This window comes from Hoyosella altamirensis (assembly GCF_014191505.1).
Taxonomy (GTDB): domain Bacteria; phylum Actinomycetota; class Actinomycetes; order Mycobacteriales; family Mycobacteriaceae; genus Hoyosella; species Hoyosella altamirensis.
Genome location: NZ_JACHWS010000002.1, coordinates 222,587 through 241,117 on the forward strand (window position 1 = coordinate 222,587; position 18,531 = coordinate 241,117).

The window sequence follows — 18,531 nt, forward strand, 5'->3', positions numbered from 1 at the left end:
ATGGACTGGCTGCTCCCTGTAAGTAGGCCTGGTGAAACGCCCGTGCGCGCCCTCACCATCGCCGGATCTGACTCCGGCGGTGGTGCGGGCATCCAGGCTGACATGCGCACAATGTCGCTATGCGGGGTGCACGGATGTGTTGCCGTAGCTGCGGTAACCGTGCAGAACTCTGTCGGTGTCACAGGTGTTCACGAAATCCCGCCGGAGACTGTTGCCGCTCAGATCCGGTCTGTGGTGACGGATATCGGTGTCGGTGCGGCCAAAACAGGAATGCTGTCATCCGCGCCGATCATCGAAGCGGTCGTCGCTGAGTGTGCGGATCTCGGCATCGGGAATACCGGCAGAGGGCAGAAGATACCTCTCGTCGTCGATCCGGTTGCTGCCTCTATGCACGGCGACCCACTGCTCCGTTCCGATGCTCTCGATGCGCTGCGCGACTTGCTGATTCCCCAGGCCACCATCGTCACGCCCAACCTCGACGAGGTTCGGCTCCTCACCGGGATCAACGTCGTTGATAGTGAGACGCAAGCGCACGCTGCGGAGAAGCTTCTCGAACTGGGTGCCGAGTGGGCGCTCATCAAGGGCGGTCACCTTCGCTCGTCAGCGGAGAGCCGTGACCTGCTGACGAACGGCACCGAACGGCACGAACTGACCAGCTACCGCGTGCAAACTGGGAACGACCACGGCGGCGGCGACACTCTCGCCGCCGCGACTGCGTGCGCCCTTGCCCATGGCTACTCGGTACCCGGAGCGGTGACATTCGCGAAGCGGTGGGTCACGAAGTGCCTCGAATCCGCCTACCCCCTCGGGGCAGGCCATGGACCAGTTTCACCGTTATGGCGCCTGCTCCCACTCGGCAGCTAACTGGCCTCCGCTTTGCGGCGTTTGATGGTGTAGAGCCGCACACCCTCAGGTACGCCCGCCATTTTGACCTTCAGGAACCGGCGGTGCGGCTTCGCAACTAGCCCCATCGCTTCTAGCGCTTCGTCACCGAGAGCGTCGAGGGTCTCGCCCGAAATCACCAGACCGCCGTTTCCGCCGGACTCCATGATTCGCGCAGCCACATTGACGTCGACGCCGAGCCAGTCATCCCCAATCGCGCGCGGGGAACCGGTGTGAATACCGACCCGCATCTTGGGCTTGTAGCCACTCTCCTCCACCGCTTTCAGGGCGCGCCGAGCCTTGACGATGGCCTCAATGGCGAGGCTCGGTGCGGGGAATATCGCCATCAAGCCGTCGCCCATGCGTTTGACGACCTGTCCGCGATGGTCATTAATTTCGGTTTCGACGCATCGTGCGACCTTGCGGAGCAACCGCAGCGCAGCGTCGTCTCCCGCCTCGAGCGCCCACGTGGAGAACCCGACCAGATCGGTGAAAACGATAGTCACTTCGCGTGTCCCGCGACCTCGACCGCAGCGTTCGAGGACGGCCTGCCACACCTGTAGCGCGCCCAGGCTCACCTCACGGGCTGTGCCAGGCGCGGGATCGAGGACGCGTTCCATTACACGGGCGATGCGTCCCGGGCTCCCCTTACCCGCCGTTGAGAGTGGGTCCCCGAAACCCGGATCGCCGGGCAGCGCGCGCCGCATCCTTCTGGCCAAGCCAACTAGCTGGGGGCTCTGGTCGGTGCGCTGGAGCCACTCGGTGAGACCATGACCGGCATCCGACTGGGAGTCCTCCGCTGGAGATGCCGCGGGCTCCGGCGCGTTGTCCGTCACCGTTCCAACAATACGTGAATCGCTATGGGTCAACGGCCATGTTCGAGTGTCCGTTCAGGCAAAATAAGCGACGGGTAAGGTAAGCCTGTCCAAATGCATTTACATAGAATGGGGTACTTCGTGACACACAAAGCTTGGCGACATAAATCGGCGCGTGCTGGGTTCAAGAGCGGGATCTTGCTCTCCGTCGTTCTCGCCGCCAGCGCCCTCACAGTGGCTTGCGGGTCGTCCGACGACGCGGACGCGTCCGGCCAGGATTCGCTACCGGCAGCACCCACCGAAGCGGGTGCTTTCCCTGTGACGATCGAGCACCAATTTGGCGAGACCACGATCACCGATGCTCCGCAGCGGGTAGCGGCTGTCGGGCTCGCGGACACTGATGCGCTGCTCGCCCTCGACGTTATCCCAGTTCTGGTCACGCCGTGGGGCGGCGCCACAGAGGCAGGTGTCGGCGAGTGGGCCATCGATGCGCTCGGCGGTACCGAACCTGTTGTTCATGACTACACCGACGGCATCAACATGGAGCTGATCGCAAGTACCGATCCCGACCTGATCGTCGCCATCAATCAATCGATTGACCAGCCAACCTACGAGCAACTCAGCGCGATCGCGCCCACGATCGTCCGTCCCGCCGAGTTCATCGACTGGGGCGTGCCCTGGCAAGATGCCACCCGAATGATCGGCGCCGCTGTCGGCCAGCCTGCCCGTTCTGAAGAAGTCATCACTGAAATCGAAGACCTGTTCACCCAGGTCCGCTCCAGCCATCCCGAGATCGCAGGCACCACCGGTGCAGTCATGCTCCTCAATGAGGCCGGTGGGTACTACACGTACACCGAGGAGGACGGCCGCGGGCAGTTCATGCATGCGCTGGGCTTCGAGCTTCCCGCGCAGCTTCGAGAGCTGGAACAGGAAGGCCAGTTCTACGTCGACATCTCCGCCGAGAACGCGCCATTACTCGAATCCGATGTCCTTGTGGTCCTTGCGAACCACAATGCTGCAGAAGTTCTTCGCGACGACGCCGCGTTCCAGTCCACGGGCGTGGGCAGGGAGAACCGTTACGTCGTTGTCGATTCCTCAACCGGTGTCGCCATGTCGATGGCGACGGTGCTGAGTATTCCCTACGCCCTAGACCGGCTGGTTCCAGAAATCATCGAACGCGTCAACTGACTGGTCGCCGCAGCAGCTCCCTGTCGTCCCGGGCCGGCACTCCGTACGCCCCGTCGATTTCCTGCGAATAGAACGCCACCGCGTAGGCGACGGCGGGAGCTGTGAGCGTCAGCGCCTCGCGATTGCTGTTTTCCAGGGTGTCGGCATCGGTGTGGTAGTTGCGGTCGAAGCGCCTGCCCGCAACACCACCCCATGCCTCGGCCTGCGCCTCCGTCATGACACCGTCAGCCCCGGTGAAGATACCTCCGACGGGGATCCCGGCGGCCATGAACGGCGCGTAGTCCGAGCGGCCATCGAGCACAGAGCCCTCTGCCTCGATATCAGCGCTTTCAAAATATGCTCTAAAGAGCTGTTCGATCCCCGCTGAACCTTCGGGACCCGGCTCGGCGTCGTCTTCCGCATCGCCTTCGCCGTCGAGCACGAAGTAGCCGGCGTTTTCTGACGCGATCATGTCGAAGTTCAGGTAAAGGGCAATATCGAGGCGTTCAGATTCGGACAGCCCGTCAACGTAGTCCGTTGACCCCACTAGTCCATTCTCTTCCGCGCCCCAGAACGCGAAACGTACCGCGTGGGTGCTGTCTGGATCAGGCCCGAGCAACAGCGCTGTTTCGAGCAGCGCAGCCACACCGGAGGCATTGTCGTTGATTCCAGGTCCCTCGTCGACACTGTCAAGATGTGCACCCGCGACAATGACGTCCGTCGCGGAGCCAGTGCGTGTTTGTGCCACCACACTGCGGGAATGCTGAATCGACGTTTGTGCATCAACGAGCAGCGTCACGTCCTCGTCCTTCGCGTCGCGCAGGCGCTCGCCCTCGCCTCGGGTCGTCAGCACAGTAGGAATCCGCGCCTCAGGTCCGCTGCCAAGCGAACCATCGATAAGGGTGTCTTCGGTATTAACGATGATGACCGCGATAGCTCCGCGGTCCGACGCGGCCTGCTGTTTTTCCGTGAAGCTGCACTCGCCCCTGTCCACCAGCACGATCCCCCCGGCCGCATCGAGATCGTCATAGTCACCATCCGTGCACCCGGTGGCTCCTGGGGGGAGGACGACGAGTTCGGCGGCGACTCCCCCGTCTGGAGTCGACGGCGAGTAACGCATCGCACGGCTGAGAACATCCCGTCCCCCAAGCGTGACGCGCTGAGCGGCGATCTGGAACCGCTCGAACTCGAACTCCGGCGTCTCGACCTCGAAACCAGCTCCTCGCAGCTGGTCGGCGACCATAGCTAGTGACGCCTCGTAGCCCGGTGTGAACGCGGCGCGGGTGCCCCCATTCTCATCAGCTATCCGCTGCAGCGATTCCATGTGGGACCACACGGCCTCGACCGATAGCTTGTCTCGGACATACTCCGCGTACTCGAGCGGCGACAGATCATGAGCGACTTCGGGCTCCAGGACGCCGACACTGTCCGATTCGTCTTGCCCACACCCCGCGAGAAACAAGAGTGCGGCGGCGCCGACAGTGAGGGTCGCTGCAGTGGAACGCGCCATGGTCAATCGCGCAGGGAAACGCATCGGTCAATTCCACCATAATGGCGACCACTTGCGCCTAGATAGCGAGGAACCCGGCGCTGCTGGGAGCACCGGGTTCCTCGGCCCGGTCTCGACGAGGCGCACCACCGCCCCGGAGTCCGGTTCCCTGTGATTACTCCCGACTAGCAATCACCAGGCATATTCGATTATCTCAGATTGTCAGGCGTCCCGGGAGTTCACGAGGGCAATGCTCGCGGCGAAAACAATCGCGACAAACCCTGCGAAGTAGGCAATTCCGCCCCATGGTCCCCAATGGAAGTTATCCATGCCCGGCATCGTGTCGCCGGTCAGGAAGAGATTGGCGTTCGCGAATGGCAGGAACGGGCCCACATGTTCGCCAACTCGGGGCAGCACCGTGACAATGGATTCGACGACCAGCGGCCACAAGAGAAGGATCGCTACCGCGCCCGCCGTCTGCCGCACGATTGCCCCTACCCCCACTGCAAGGAACATCGCGAGCGCCGCGTAAATCGGTATGGCGTAAAGCAACCGGCCCGACTCGGCACCGCTGAGGCTGAGCTGCGCGCCCGCTTCTGCTCCGGCAGCTGCCCGCGCGAGAAGAAGTGCACCGACCGTAACGAGCGCGGTCAGCACGGCTGCGAGGACCGCGGTGATTCCAGCCTTTGCCAAAAGCACCATGCCGCGGTGGTTTGTGGCGAGGAAGGTATTACGCACCACACCGAACCGATATTCACTAGTGACAACTAGTGCCGCAAGAATCATCAGCACGGTGACACCGAACAGATGAATACCCAGGGTGGCTTCAAACGGGTTCAGAAACCATTGTTCGAAACCCGGCTGATCGATCTCCCTGTAGTTTTCCCACGCCATTTTGGCGGAGAAGCCCATGAGCCACGCGAAACCGATTCCAATGACGATGACGATGCCGCTGCACCACCACGGCGACTTGACTGAGGTGAGCTTAATGCGCTCTGCTGCGATGACGCCCATCAGTGGGCACCTCCCTGGCTTTCGATACCGGCGGCGTGGTACTCGACGCTGTCACCAGTCAGTTTCATGAACGCATCTTCCAGCGATCCGCGCTGTGCTGCGAGTTCGTGCAGCGTGATCCGGTGTTCGGCTGCGAGCTCACCGACCGCTTCGGTCGTCGTTCCGGGAATGAGGAACGACGGCGTGCCGTCAAGCCCGTTGCCTTCCTCTCGCACAGTCAGCCCCTGTGAGGTGAGTGCAGTCCGGAGGGTATCGCCATGCGGTGAACGAACACGCACCGTTGCTGCGCTTGCCCGCTCGACGAATTCGTCGACCGTGGTGTCTGCGATCAGCTGTCCTTTGCCGATCACGACTAGGTGCTCAGCAGTCTGCGCCATCTCGGATAGCAGGTGGCTCGACACCAGAACCGTGCGGCCTTCCCTCGCTAGCTGCTGCATGAACAACCGGATCCAGCGGATCCCTTCAGGGTCCAGACCGTTGACTGGCTCATCAAAGAGCAGAACCTCGGGATCACCGAGCAAGGTGGCGGCGAGTCCCAGGCGCTGCGACATACCCAGGGAAAACCCGCCAGCCTTCTTACCCGCGACCGCGGTGAGCCCCACCATTTCGAGCACCTCGTCCACCCGTTTGGCGGGGATGTCGTTGGTGGCCGCCATCCACCGCAGGTGGCTGCGCGCCGACCTGTTGGGATGCACCCACTTGGCGTCCAGCAAGGCCCCGACATGCCTCAATGGATCCTTTAGTTCGTGGTAGTGCTTCCCGTTGATGGTCGCAGTCCCCGCGGTGGGCCGGTCGAGCCCCAGAATCATGCGCATCGTTGTGGACTTCCCCGCCCCGTTCGGGCCGAGGAAGCCGGTCAGAATCCCAGGGCGGACGTCGAAGGTCAGGTTGTCTACCGCCTTCGTCTGCCCGAACACCTTGGTGAGGCCCCGTACTTCGATCATGACCAGAAGTCTGCCTCACACCGGGTAGTGCGCACATCGTCCGGAAGTCTTGATCTCCGTCATACCTGAGTATGATCCGCCCCTGAGGCGGTCTCGGAGCGCCGCCGCTTCAGACTCCGTCCCGCGCGGGAGACGAGGCTTCAGCCCAGAGCCGCTTCGGAATGCGGCCCGCTTCTCTCGCGAGACGTCCGGCAGTGACAGCTGCCGACATTGCTGCGGCCATACGAGCGGGGTCATCGGCACGAGTGACTGCTGTGGCAAGGAGCACCGCGTCGCAGCCGAGTTCCATCGCGAGTGCCGCGTCACTCGCGGTCCCGATCCCAGCATCGAGGATCACGGGCACAGATGCGCGCGCCACGATCATGCCGATGTTGTGCGGGTTGTTGATCCCGAGCCCGGTACCGATCGGCGAACCCAGCGGCATCACCGCCGCGCAGCCCGTTTCTTCCAGTCGTTTCGCGAGCGCAGGATCGTCGTTTGTGTACGGCAGGACCGTGAAGCCGTCATCGACAAGTTGTTCCGCCGCGCTCAGCAGTTCCGTCGGATCGGGAAGCAAAGTGCGGTCATCCGCGACGACCTCGAGCTTCACCCAGTCCGTTTCGAGCGCTTCGCGCGCGAGCCTCGCAGTCAGTACCGCTTCCCGAGCAGTGCGGCAGCCCGCCGTATTCGGCAACATCTGGATGCCCAGTCGCTTGAGCAAGTCCAGAACACCGGTGCCGCCCTCGAGGTCTGCTCGGCGAATTGCCACCGTGGTCATCTCGGTCCCTGAGGCCACGAGTGCCTCCTCCAGGACATCCAGATTGGAGGCACCCCCGGTCCCCATGATGAGTCTCGAGGTGAACGTGCGGTCAGCGATTGCGAGCAAGTCACCCACCTTGCACCGCCGTGACAATCTCGATGCGCGATGTCGGGTGCACGAGAGTCTCCGGCCAGTCAGCCTTAGGCACAACGTCACCGTTCACCGCAATAGCAAGGCCTTTCTCCGGCAGACCGAGCGAACTCAGCAGGTCAGTGAGCGAACTCCCCTCCGTGAACTCTCGCCATTCGCCGTTGACCTGGACTTCGCGAATCGCACCGTTCGTTTGACGGCTCATGAGAACCTCCTTGGATTCGTGTGTTGCGTTTCGTCGAGCGGCGCACCGCTCAGCTCCGCGACGACAGCGTCGGCGGTGAGCGGTGCCAGCAGAATGCCCCCACGACCGTGCCCCGCAGCTAGAGTCACTCTTTCGTCTATACGCCCCAGCAGGGGCAGGTTGTCAGGGGTAGCAGGACGTAGTCCCGCGACGCACTCGGCGAACCCGTACTCCGACAAGCCCGGGAAAACGGCCTCTGCGTCAGCGAGGAGATCGCGCACACCACCGGCAGTGACCTGCGTATCGAACCCTGCTTCGTACTGCGTGGCACCGATGACGAGTCCATGCTCGCGCGGCACCAGGTACACATGGCGGCCGTGCACCCACGCCCGCACGGTCCGCGATGGCGGCGCCGGCGCACCGTCCCGGCGGTGCAAGCGGAGGACCTCCCCTTTGACCGGTCGCACGGGGGCGCCTTTGACAAGTTTGCCTGTCCATGCCCCGGCGGCGACAACAACCTGTTCGTGCGGAAGGAGATCGATATCAGTGACCCGCTCCGCGATTCGCCGCACTCCCGAGGCGTGGCAAGCGGCCGCGAGGGCCTCGAGGAGTCTCCGATTGTCTACCGCGCGCTCCGCATCAGCGCTGAAGCCAGGCCGCAGGGCACGAGTGAGTTCGGGTTCAGCGTCCCGAAGTTCCGCGCGACTGAGCGCACCAACGGCATGGCCCTGCTCCGCGAGCCAGTCCCGGATACGACGCAGATCCCGCGCGTCGGCGTCGTCGACCGCGACCGCGACCGTCGACCGCGATGTGACAATTCCGGCGGCGAACGCGTCTAATTCCGCCGCGAAACCATCCCAGCGGGCGAGCGACGCCAGACCGAGCTCGAGCAATCGCTCCTCGCCAGGCCAGCCCTCGCTGAGGGGCGCGAGCATGCCGCCAGCAACCCACGATGCCGATTGCTCAGCCTGGCAGGGCTCGTACAAGGTGACGCGCCAGCCTGCAATGGACGCCCGCCACGCGACGGCGAGCCCAATGACACCGCCACCGACAATAGCCAGAGTTTCTGATTTTTCCTTCACTGTTCCTGCACTCCCTGCGCCAGCATTATCCGGATCAGGTTTGACGGTCGGAGCGGCGCGCACCCTCTCAGCCCACGTTCCATGAGCTCCCGCGAGATTGTGTGACATCTCCACCGTAGCCCGATACGGTCAACAATGTGGAATCTCCGCGTGAACGACTTCGAACGGCCCAGCTCTACTTGTGCACCGACGCTCGGCGCGATATAGGCGATCTAGCCGAGTTTGCCGAAGCCGCGCTATCTGGAGGTGTCGACATCATCCAGCTGCGCGATAAGGGATCCTCAGGTGAGAAGCAATACGGTCCGCTCGAGGCGCAACACGAGATCGCGGCACTCGCGGTTCTCGGCGCTGCCGCGAAACGTCACGGCGCGCTGCTCGCGGTGAACGACAGGGCCGACATTGCGCTTGCTGCGGGCGCGGACATCCTGCACCTCGGGCAAGACGACCTGCCCGTTCATTACGCACGAAAGATTCTCGGAGAGCGGCCCCTCATCGGCCGCTCAACCCACGATGCGGAACAGGCACGAGATGCCGCGATCGAGGAAGGTGTCGACTATTTCTGTGTCGGCCCCTGCTGGACGACTCCGACGAAGCCCGGGCGCAGCGCGGCAGGGCTCGGCCTGGTGCGGGCGACAGCCGATCATGCTCCCGCGCGTCCCTGGTTCGCGATCGGCGGCATCGATGAGGAACGCCTTCCTGAGGTAGTCGCGTCGGGCGCGCAGCGCATCGTTGTTGTCCGTGCGATTACTGAGGCCACTGACCCCCACGCTGCGGCGCAGCGCATAAAAGCGGCACTCACCGGTTAGCTCGCGCGGCGACCTCACCGGTGCTGTCGAGCCACGACAGCAAAGCGGACGGTCCGAGAATGCTGGTACCCGCTGGCAGCCGGTCTCGCAGACCCCGGTCTGCCGTCACCACGACCGTGTGCACAGTCGACTGACTTGCGTGGTCCGCCGCCACGGAGCACAATCGCACGATTTCGTCGTCGCCACTGCCCGGAGCGTGATGCAGCCGGCTGAGCGGCAGCCGTTCGATCGCGCGTGCAGCACCTTCCAGGACAAGATCAAGTTCTGTCAGCCAGCCGTAGCCACCTTCCGGCAATGCCACCGTCCTGGGCAGCGTGGAAACAATCTCCTCCGCAAGCGCGCGGGTTGCGCCGACGCGGTCGCGCCACCATCCGTTTGCCCGTGATCCCACCACGTTGGCGGTGTCGACGATCAGACGCAACGGACAGGCAGTCAGAGCTGGCCAACTTGCCGCGAGACCAGTGTGTAGCGGGTAGTCGGTGACCTCGCCCTCACGAACCCATTCCAGGTCGAGGCTCTCGTGATTCGGGACTGTTTCGAGAGTCTCCTCGGCGTCCGCGACCACAGTCGTGTAGGTCCATCCAGGCAACTCACCCGCGGTAGTCACTACTGCCCGCACGCGAATCCGATCCGCCGCGATGCCTGCTTCCTCCTGCGCCTCGCGGAGCGCTGCGTGCACCTCGGATTCGTGACTGTCCCGCGCACCGCCCGGCAATGCCCACGTGCCGCCCTGGTGGCTCCACTCTGCGCGGTGCTGTAACAGAACCACGGAAGCTCCGCGCTCACCCGGGGCACGGAGCAGAAGGCCCGCCGCGCCGTGTTTACCCCAGCGTCTCGCCCCATCGCCGCCGATCACCCAGCCGTCACCGTCGCCACGCATTACGCACCCTCAATCCGCTACTGACTACGCCCCCCACAGTAATGGTGCTGTCGCAAACACATCACGATCGCGACACGACCCCCGGACGAACGTAATGAGACGCCCACAGGAGAAGATGAAAGGTATACGACAGGATAACGGGCCCGGCGAACGCTCTCGGGAGGTGCAACGCGATGCCTAAGTCTTCAGGCGCGCAGAAGCACGAGCCCGCGTCCTTCGGATTCAACCGTTTCGGCATAGACCCATCCGCAGCCTTACCGGATGCCGAAGCCACACCGGAATGGCTGATGCCGAAGGCGCATAAGCCTGCACAGCGCAAGAAGTATGCGAAGTACTACCCCACTCAAGCCAGCCTGGTCAGCGATGTCGCGAACTCGAGCCCGGGCAAACTTGTGCTCGCGGGATTTGTCCTCATTCTGATGTGTATCACCGCGGGGGCGGTGACCGCGACGTCGATCAGTGCTCGCCAGGATCAGCTTGACACGATGATCAGCAGTACTGAGCCCATCGCGCATTCCGCGCTGGAACTGTACAGCGCCCTCTCGATCGCGGACGCCGCGGCGAGCACCGCGTTTGTTTTCGGTGGAATCGAGCCTGACGAGCTGCGCACCCGCTACCTGCAAGCAACGATGGATGCCTCACGTGCGCTGGTGAACGCATCGTCACAGGTGGGTGAGGGTAATTCACGTGCCCAGCGACTGCTCGCGGAAATCGCCATGCAGTTGCCGGTGTACACAGGCCTCGTAGAGAGCGCGCGCTCGAACAACCGTGTCGGCAATCCCGTAGGCGCGGCGTATCTGAACGAGGCATCGCACGTCATGCGCACCCAGGTGCTGCCACTTTCCGAAGACCTGTACCGGACCCGGGCCGTCCGGGTTGCTGAAGCGCACGAGACGTTCATCCGCCCGCCATGGCTCGCGGTGTTCGCGGTGTTCTTCGTCATCGTCGCGCTTGTTGGCGCGCAATTCCGGCTCGCCCGGAAAACCCAGCGAACTATCAACCTCGGCTGGCTTGTCAGCACACTCCTCATGACGCTAGTACTCGTGTGGCTTCTGACCGTCGGGCTATATTCACGTGCCGAAGCGACCCGCGCCGCGGATGAGGGTGCCCGCCCGCTCGAGGCTTTGGCGACAATGCGGATCCTCGCGCAGCAAGCGCGCGGCGATGAAACACTCGGGCTTGCCCGGCGCGGTGAGGCAGCTGAGCTTGAAGCCAACTTCCGCTCCACCTCGGCGAAACTCACCGAACGGCTCGGCCAGCTGCAAGACGATGACCGAGTGTCCGTTGGACGCCGCGCAATTGACAGCGCGATAGCCGCGAATGCCCAGTGGGTTTCAGCGCACGACCGCCTGACAGACCTTTACAGCGCGGGAGATCACCTTGGAGCAGCCCGAATCGCCGTGGGTCCCGGTGAAAGAGACTCGACTGCGAACTTCGCGGCCCTCGACGGTGCGCTCCAGGATGGGATCAATGCCACCCGCGCGGAGATGCGCAGCTCGCTGATTCGCGCGCGCACGGCACTCGTGTTCGCCGCCGGCGGGGTACTCGGGTTGTCGGTCGCCGCTGGCTTCGCGATCGCCGCTGGCGTGTGGCCCCGGCTGCGGGAGTACCAATGAACCGGCCGTCACGCCGTATGGCATCGCTGGCAGGCCTGGCTCTGGCAGCGGTTGTTGCCCTCTCCGGGTGCGCTTTGCCAGATCCCGCGCCGGGTGTCCCGCCGACATACCCAGCCATGCCGATGCCAAGCGGTGCTGAGATTGTCCCCCAGCCGGACGAGGTCGAACCACCACCCAGCCTCGAATGCGATCCCACCGCGAGCCTGCGCCCCACCGAGCCCAATCCGCCGCCGGGAGAAATCCCACCGGAGAACCCGGTTTCCGAGATCTACGAGCGCGGACGCCTCATCGTGGGACTGGACGCGGGAAGCAACCTGTTCAGCTTCCGTGATCCCCTCACCGGAGACCTCGTGGGATTTGACGTGGACATCGCTCGCGAAATCGCCCGGGACATCTTCGGTGATCCCGATCGGGTCGAGTTCGAGATCTTGACGTCCGCGGAGCGGCTGGCTGCTCTGGAATCGTCCCAAGTGGACGTTGTCGTGAAGACGATGACGATCACCTGCGAGCGGCGTGAGCGCGTCGAGTTCTCCACGTCGTATTTCCAGGCGTATCAGCGCATCCTCACGGTCAGCGGCTCCGGCATCAACAACGCCGAGGATTTGGCGGACCGAACGGTGTGCGTCGTGCGGGGAACAACGTCACTCGCGCGCATTCAGCGCCTACAGCCCGGCGCGACGATCTTGGGAGTGCCCGCCTGGGCTGATTGCCTCGTAGCGCTGCAGCAGGGGCAAGCCGACGCCATCTCGACCGACGACTCCATCCTGGCAGGGCTCAACGCCCAGGATCCCTACCTCGAGATCGTCGGCGGATTTCTCAGTTCGGAACCGTATGGGGTCGGCATCAACATCAACAATCGGGACCTCGTCCGGTTTGTGAACAATACGCTTGACCGAATTCGCACCGACGGCACCTGGAATCGGCTTTACCAAGAGTGGCTGTCCGTGCTCGGGCCGTCACCCGGACCACCTCCTCCCAGGTACGGCGATTAGCGTGCTTCGCCTCCGCCTCCCCGCTAGATCCCGACTAGCCGCACAGGGTTCGCCATCATGACAGATCATCCTTCTCCCGATCACGCCGCCGCTCATGACAGCGGTCCCCCGGAGGATGCCGCCGCAACCGCGGCGGTTTACGTCGGGAGCAAGGACACCGCAGAGACTAACGAGGGCACTCAGGCGGTCCACATTGATCCTGGCACGATGACGGCGGGCGGGACCGTCTTCGTGGCACCTGAGTCAGGTGATGCGACCTCGGCGACCGTCGTATCCACAGGCGGAACCAAACGGTCAGGCGGCCGCTTCGTGCGCACCCGGACCGGCGGCAATCTAAGGCTGGGCGGAGGGCTAGTCGAAATCCCGGCGGTCCCGCCGATCGACCCGACCACCGCGATTCTGACAAACCCCGCGGTCCCTGAATCAAAGCGTTTCTGCCTCCATTGCGGTGAACCCGTGGGGCGATCGCGAGGCGGTGAGAAGGCCGAGCCTGACGGTATCTGTGGGACCTGCGGACATCCCTACTGGTTCACACCACTTTTGCGCGAGGGCGACATCATCGCCGGTCAGTACGAGATACGCGGGTGCCTCGCGCACGGCGGACTCGGCTGGATCTACCTGGCCATCGACCGCAACGTCGAAGACCGCTGGGTTGTACTCAAAGGCCTGCTTCATTCTGGGGACGCAAAGGCGCAAGCCGTCGCCATGGCGGAACGGCGGTTCCTCGCTGAGGTCTCTCATCCGAGCATCGTCAAAATCTACAATTTCGTCGAGCACGTCAACCGTAGCGGTGAGACCGTCGGCTACATCGTAATGGAATACGTGGGTGGTACTACGCTGCGCCACCTCGTGCAGAACCGTCGCAAGGCCACGGGAGATTCCGACGTATGCATGCCCGTCGAGCATGCGATCGTCCTCATCCAGGAAACCCTGCAGGCACTTGGCTATCTTCATGCGCTCGGACTCACCTACAACGATCTCAAGCCCGACAACGTGATGATCACCGATGAGGGCATCAAGCTGATCGATCTCGGCGCCGTCGCTGCGATCGAGAGCTACGGCTACATCTTCGGCACCCCCGGTTTCCAGGCCCCGGAGCTCGCCCGTACCGGACCGACCGTAGCGTCAGATATTTACACCGCGGGCCGCACCCTCGCTGTCCTGACCACCCGGCTGCCCACGGAAAACGGTGTCTACAAGCCTGGTCTGCCCACACCAGACCAGGAGCTGCTGTTCCGCGAGCACGAGTTTTTCTATCGGCTGCTCCTGCGCGCGACAAACGCCGACCCTGAAAAACGCTTCACTTCCGCAGAAGAAATGTCGCGGCAGCTAACCGGAGTGCTGCGGGAAGCGCTCGCTCAGAAACGCGGCGAGCCGCACCCAGGTATGTCGACGATGTTCAGTCCCCAGCGCACCGCCTTCGGCACTGACCAGGCAGTCCGCCAGACAGACGTCTACGTGGACGGGCATCTGCGCGACATGCACGTCGAAGCCCGCGACGTCGTTGCTGCGCTGCCGCTGCCGCTCGTCGATCCATCGGACCCGGCTGCTCGTTTGCTCGCCGCCACCGCAGCGAGCGACCCCAGTGAGATCCTCGACTCGATTCGCAAGATTCGTGAAACAGCCCGTGAGGAGCGCGCCGGCGCCGCCGATAACAGCGCGACAGCCGACTTCGAGGAGAGTCTCGCGGTGCCGCTCGCTGAGATCCGCGCCCACATCGATCTCGGCGAGCCGGAACAGGCCCGCCAAATCATCAGGCAGTTGCGCACCGACAACCAGTCGGACTGGCGACTTGACTGGTTCAGCGGCTTCACCGAATTGCTCGTTGGCGAATTTCAGGAAGCGTTCGACCACTTCGAATCAGTCCTCGGTGCGTTGCCCGGCGAGTACGCCCCTAAAGTCGCGCTCGCCGCCACCGCTGAGCTCATCCTCGACCACTGGGAGACTGACAACGACGAGGTGTGGCACAGGTTCGCGGAGAAGTATTACCGCAGTGTCTGGCGGACGGACCGGAATGTCGTCAGCGCAGCATTCGGGCTCGCTCGCCAACTCGTCCACGCAGGCAACCGTGCCGGTGCGGTCACCGAACTTGACCAGGTCCCCATCAGTTCGCGGCATTACAATGTCGCTCGTCTGTCGAGCGTCATGGCATTGATCGGTGGCAGGCCGGTCGACCAGATTAATGAACTCGAATTGCGTGAGGCGGCCCGCCGGGTCGAGATGGTTCCTGAAACAGAACGGCGCTCCCTGCAGATGCGCGTCGTGGTTCTCGGTGTGGCGCTCGACTGGCTGAGGACGGGAAACCATGCACGCTACCCCGAGCCGTTTTTGGGCGTCACGCTCACCGAGGAGTCCCTTCGCGGGAGTACCGAGCGTGCGCTTCGCATCCTCGCCCGTAACGCACCGGAACGCCGCCACCGGTACCGCCTTGTTGATCTCGCGAACGCGATCCGGCCACGCAGTATCTTCTGACGCCCAGGAGTCAAACGTCGTTCGCCAGCGTCGCCGCAGCGCGCGCGATGGCGAGTTCTTCATTCGTCGGGACGACGAGCACCGTCACCTTGCTGTCCGGTGCAGAGATGATCCGAGCTCCCTTGTCACGGCGCTGGTTCGTTTCCGGGTCGACGACTATGCCAAACTCCTCGAGGTCAGCAAGAGCGTCAGCCCGCACATGCGGGGCGTTCTCCCCCACCCCGGCGGTGAACGTGATGACGTCGAGACGGCCAAGCGCCACCATGTACGCACCGACGTATTTGCGCAAGCGGTGCACATACACCTCATAGGCGAGGGTGGCATGTTGATCGCCTGCCGAAACGAGTTCGCTCAGTTCACGGAAGTCGTTGACCCCACAGAGCCCCCTTAGTCCGGACCGCCTATTGAGCAGCTCATCCAGATCATCCACAGTCATCCCCGCAGATCGGCGCAAGTGCAGCAGAATCCCCGGGTCGATATCACCCGATCGGGTTCCCATCACCAGGCCCTCCAGAGGTGTCAGCCCCATCGAGGTGTCGATCGCAACGCCACCTTGCACCGCGGATGCCGACGCCCCGTTGCCGAGATGCAGGATTATCTGGTTCACGTCGGACAGAGGCCGCCCAAGGAACTCCGCGACCTGCTCCGACACGTAGTGGTGTGATGTGCCGTGGAAGCCGTACCGCTGAACCCCATGCTCTTCGGCGAGCTTCGCATCGATCGCGTAGGTGTTCGCTGCCCTGGGCAACGTCCGGAAGAACGCGGTATCGAACACCGCCACATGCGGAACATCCGGCAGCAGGGCACGCGCCACCTCGATACCAAGCAGATTCGGTGGGTTGTGCAGAGGCGCGAGCGATGAGAGTTTGCCGACCTCGGTGATCACGTCGTCGGTGACCAGTGTGGGCCTGGAGAACACCTTGCCGCCATGGACGACTCGGTGCCCAACCGCACTAACGCCGAACTCGGCAAGGGAAGCGCCATCGCGGCTGAACATGTCGAACGCCAGTTGCAATCCCGCGCGGTGATCCGCGATCGGCTCCGTCGACTCGGACTCACCCGCGCGATCACTATGCGTGATGCGCCCCTCAGCCTCACCGATGCGCTCGACGAGCCCTGACGCCAGCACGTCACCCGTTTCCGGTTCAACGAGCTGGTATTTGATCGAGGATGAGCCCGAATTGATGACGAGTACAGCCACCAGATGCCGCCTTACTTCTGTGCCTGAATGGCTTGCGCCTGGATAGCGGTAATCGCGACCGTGTTGACGATGTCCTGCACCAGTGCGCCGCGTGAAAGATCATTGACTGGCTTGTTCAGGCCTTGCAGTACGGGGCCGATAGCGACAGCGCCAGCACTGCGCTGCACCGCCTTGTATGTGTTATTACCCGTGTTCAGGTCGGGGAAAACGAGGACGGTTGCCTGCCCGGCGACCGGTGAATCAGGCATTTTCGATTTCGCGACCGACGGTTCCACAGCCGCGTCGTACTGGATGGGGCCGTCCACGAGAAGGTCCGGGCGGCGTTCCCGGACGAGCTTCGTCGCTTCACGCACCTTGTCGACGTCCGCACCCGAACCGGAGTCACCCGTGGAGTACGACAGCATCGCCACCTTGGGGTCGACCCCGAAGTTGGCGGCGGTCTCGGCAGACGAAATCGCGATGTCAGCGAGCTGCCCTGCGTCGGGCATCGGAACTACAGCGCAGTCCCCATAGGCGAGCACCTTGTCGGCCAGACACATGAGGAAAATGCTCGATACCGTCGAACAGTTCGGCAGTGTTTTGATGACCTCGAAAGCAGGCCGGATAGTGTGCGCGGTGGTGTGTACGGCACCGGAAACCATGCCGTCCGCGATGTCCATATGGACCATCATCGTGCCGAAGTAGGCCACATCCACCATCAGCTCGAGGGCACGCTCATGCGTCATGCCGCGATGTTTCCGCACCCTCGTGTATTCCGCAGCGAACTTTTCGAGCAGCTCCGAAGTCGCCGGGTTGATAACATCCGCGGCATCGAGGTCGAGGCCAAGTTCCGCCGCGCGCCTGCGGACCGGGCCCTCCTCACCAAGCAGGGTCAGATTCGCAACTTCCCGCTGCAGGAGCCGACTTGCCGCACGCAGGATCCGGTCGTCTGTCGCTTCGGGCAAAACAATGTGCTTGCGGTCTGCCCGCGCACGGTCGATGAGCTGATACTCGAACATCTGTGGTGTTACCACCGAAGGCATTTCGAGCCTCAACTGTTCGATCAGGCGCGGGGCGTCCACATGCTTTTCCATGAGTCCGATCGCGGTGTCGACCTTACGCTGGGACCCGACCCCCACACGGCCGCGAGTTTCAGCGGCGACGCTAGCGGTCTGGAACGTGCCGTACTCGGACGTGATGATCGGCAGTTTGGGTTTCAGCCCCTCGACGAGCTTTTCGATGCTCTTGTGCGGCAGCAGGCCACCGTTGAAGATAATGCCTGCGAGCGAGGGGAAACCTTCCGCCTCATGAGCCATGACCAGCGCGAGCAGAACGTCGGAACGGTCCGCGGGGGCGATCACCGCGGCTCCTTCCTTCAGGCGCTCGAGAAGGTGCTCGGCCGTCATCGCGCCGACTAGAACCGAGGTCGCCTCACGCTGCAGCAACTCGGGGTCCCCGGAATACAGGTCCCCTTTGAGCGCATCGAGCAATTCCTGCATTGTCGGCGACACCATCAGTGGCACTTCGGGCAGTGCCCACGCCGCCACACCTGTTTCCTCGAGAGCCGCTTCCACCTCGTTGAGCTTCTCCGGATCACACCGGTTCGCGACGATCGCTACGGCGTGTGCCTTCACTGATCGCAGCTCAGAAAGACAAAGATCAGCGGCCTGTTTGATTGTCTCCGGGTCGCGTCCACTGCCGCTCAGCGCGAGGAGCACGGGCGCGCCGAGGTTGACGGCGACTCGCGCGTTGAACGTCAGTTCGGTGGGGCTGACAACGTCTGTGTAGTCCGAGCCGACGACCACCACTGCGTCACAATGCTCCGCCAGTAGGTGATAGCGGCGGACGATCTCCGAGAGTGCGCCCTCTGGGTCGCGGTGAACATCGCTGTAGGTGACACCGATGCACTGGTCGTAGGAGACGTCAGCCGTCGTATGTTCGAGCAGCATCTCGAGGATGTAATCGCTATCGTCGTTCGACCGGGCGAGGGGGCGGAAGACGCCCACGCGGGCTGCGGTAAGCCCTAGGAAGTGCAGGACTCCCAGCGCGATCGTGGACTTTCCGGTGTCACCGGATGGCGCAGCGATATAAACACTCGACGGCATGGCCCCTATTCTTA

General features: G+C 63.3%; 16 protein-coding genes and 1 riboswitch. Of the genes, 6 read left to right on the forward strand and 10 right to left on the reverse strand.

The features are described 5' to 3' along the window. Complete coding sequence (thiD, locus tag FHU29_RS09835) at positions 1 to 864, forward strand: bifunctional hydroxymethylpyrimidine kinase/phosphomethylpyrimidine kinase (RefSeq protein ID WP_064441014.1); 864 nt, start codon at positions 1 to 3, stop codon at positions 862 to 864. Here thiD and FHU29_RS09840 read toward each other — a convergent pair. Further along, positions 861 to 1,718: an adenylate/guanylate cyclase domain-containing protein gene (locus FHU29_RS09840; protein WP_064441015.1), complete on the reverse strand. Its 858-nt coding sequence runs from the start codon at positions 1,716 to 1,718 to the stop codon at positions 861 to 863. The genes thiD and FHU29_RS09840 overlap by 4 nt on opposite strands. A 120-nt stretch (positions 1,719 to 1,838) precedes the next feature. Between FHU29_RS09840 and FHU29_RS09845 the strand changes: the two genes are divergently transcribed. Next, entirely contained in the window at positions 1,839 to 2,885 is a 1,047-nt protein-coding gene (locus FHU29_RS09845; RefSeq protein WP_183377527.1) for an iron-siderophore ABC transporter substrate-binding protein, read from the forward strand. On the opposite strand, the gene FHU29_RS09850 is transcribed toward FHU29_RS09845, so the two are convergent. From FHU29_RS09850 to thiO, 6 genes are all read right to left on the reverse strand, one after another. Then, positions 2,878 to 4,398, reverse strand: a complete 1,521-nt coding sequence (locus tag FHU29_RS09850; protein WP_083962386.1) for a M28 family peptidase — start codon at positions 4,396 to 4,398, stop codon at positions 2,878 to 2,880. The two genes, FHU29_RS09845 and FHU29_RS09850, sit on opposite strands and share 8 nt — an antisense overlap. 177 nt (positions 4,399 to 4,575) lie before the next feature. After that, on the reverse strand, positions 4,576 to 5,367 hold the full coding sequence (locus tag FHU29_RS09855; protein WP_064441017.1) for an ABC transporter permease: 792 nt from the start codon (positions 5,365 to 5,367) through the stop codon (positions 4,576 to 4,578). Then, positions 5,367 to 6,311 (reverse strand): ABC transporter ATP-binding protein, encoded by a 945-nt coding sequence (locus FHU29_RS09860; RefSeq protein WP_064441018.1) that lies wholly within the window; start codon positions 6,309 to 6,311, stop codon positions 5,367 to 5,369. The genes FHU29_RS09855 and FHU29_RS09860 overlap by 1 nt, the downstream gene beginning before the upstream one ends. 109 nt (positions 6,312 to 6,420) lie before the next feature. After that, a complete protein-coding gene (gene thiG / locus FHU29_RS09865) occupies positions 6,421 to 7,185 on the reverse strand; it encodes a thiazole synthase (RefSeq protein WP_064441019.1) in 765 nt (254 codons plus the stop codon). Then, positions 7,178 to 7,405 carry a sulfur carrier protein ThiS gene (thiS, locus tag FHU29_RS09870; protein ID WP_064441020.1) on the reverse strand — a complete coding sequence of 76 codons (228 nt, stop codon included), beginning with the start codon at positions 7,403 to 7,405 and terminating at the stop codon, positions 7,178 to 7,180. Before thiS ends, thiG begins: the two co-directional genes overlap by 8 nt. Further along, complete coding sequence (gene thiO, locus FHU29_RS09875) at positions 7,402 to 8,466, reverse strand: glycine oxidase ThiO (RefSeq protein WP_064441093.1); 1,065 nt, start codon at positions 8,464 to 8,466, stop codon at positions 7,402 to 7,404. The genes thiS and thiO overlap by 4 nt, the downstream gene beginning before the upstream one ends. After that, a riboswitch (TPP riboswitch) is annotated at positions 8,461 to 8,569 on the reverse strand. Its footprint overlaps the gene before it by 6 nt. 34 nt (positions 8,570 to 8,603) lie before the next feature. Between thiO and thiE the strand changes: the two genes are divergently transcribed. Beyond that, on the forward strand, positions 8,604 to 9,272 hold the full coding sequence (gene thiE / locus FHU29_RS09880; RefSeq protein ID WP_064441021.1) for a thiamine phosphate synthase: 669 nt from the start codon (positions 8,604 to 8,606) through the stop codon (positions 9,270 to 9,272). Here thiE and FHU29_RS09885 read toward each other — a convergent pair. After that, the gene (locus FHU29_RS09885; protein WP_064441022.1) at positions 9,262 to 10,152 is read right to left on the reverse strand and encodes an NUDIX hydrolase; all 891 of its coding nucleotides are present in this window, start codon (positions 10,150 to 10,152) and stop codon (positions 9,262 to 9,264) included. The two genes, thiE and FHU29_RS09885, sit on opposite strands and share 11 nt — an antisense overlap. Before the next feature lie 173 nt (positions 10,153 to 10,325). Between FHU29_RS09885 and FHU29_RS09890 the strand changes: the two genes are divergently transcribed. The 3 genes from FHU29_RS09890 to FHU29_RS09900 are packed head-to-tail and all read left to right on the forward strand — an operon-like array spanning position 10,326 to position 15,232. After that, a complete protein-coding gene (locus FHU29_RS09890) occupies positions 10,326 to 11,768 on the forward strand; it encodes a hypothetical protein (RefSeq protein WP_083962387.1) in 1,443 nt (480 codons plus the stop codon). After that, a complete protein-coding gene (locus FHU29_RS09895; protein ID WP_064441023.1) occupies positions 11,765 to 12,760 on the forward strand; it encodes a glutamate ABC transporter substrate-binding protein in 996 nt (331 codons plus the stop codon). The genes FHU29_RS09890 and FHU29_RS09895 overlap by 4 nt, the downstream gene beginning before the upstream one ends. A gap of 57 nt (positions 12,761 to 12,817) precedes the next feature. Then, a complete protein-coding gene (locus FHU29_RS09900; RefSeq protein ID WP_083962388.1) occupies positions 12,818 to 15,232 on the forward strand; it encodes a serine/threonine-protein kinase in 2,415 nt (804 codons plus the stop codon). A 10-nt stretch (positions 15,233 to 15,242) separates the two neighbouring features. Here FHU29_RS09900 and FHU29_RS09905 read toward each other — a convergent pair whose 3' ends face one another. Further along, positions 15,243 to 16,433: an acetate kinase gene (locus FHU29_RS09905; protein WP_064441024.1), complete on the reverse strand. Its 1,191-nt coding sequence runs from the start codon at positions 16,431 to 16,433 to the stop codon at positions 15,243 to 15,245. An 11-nt stretch (positions 16,434 to 16,444) separates the two neighbouring features. Then, positions 16,445 to 18,517, reverse strand: coding sequence for a phosphate acetyltransferase (pta, locus tag FHU29_RS09910; RefSeq protein ID WP_064441025.1), 2,073 nt, complete (start codon positions 18,515 to 18,517; stop codon positions 16,445 to 16,447). Positions 18,518 to 18,531: the final 14 nt, after the last annotated feature.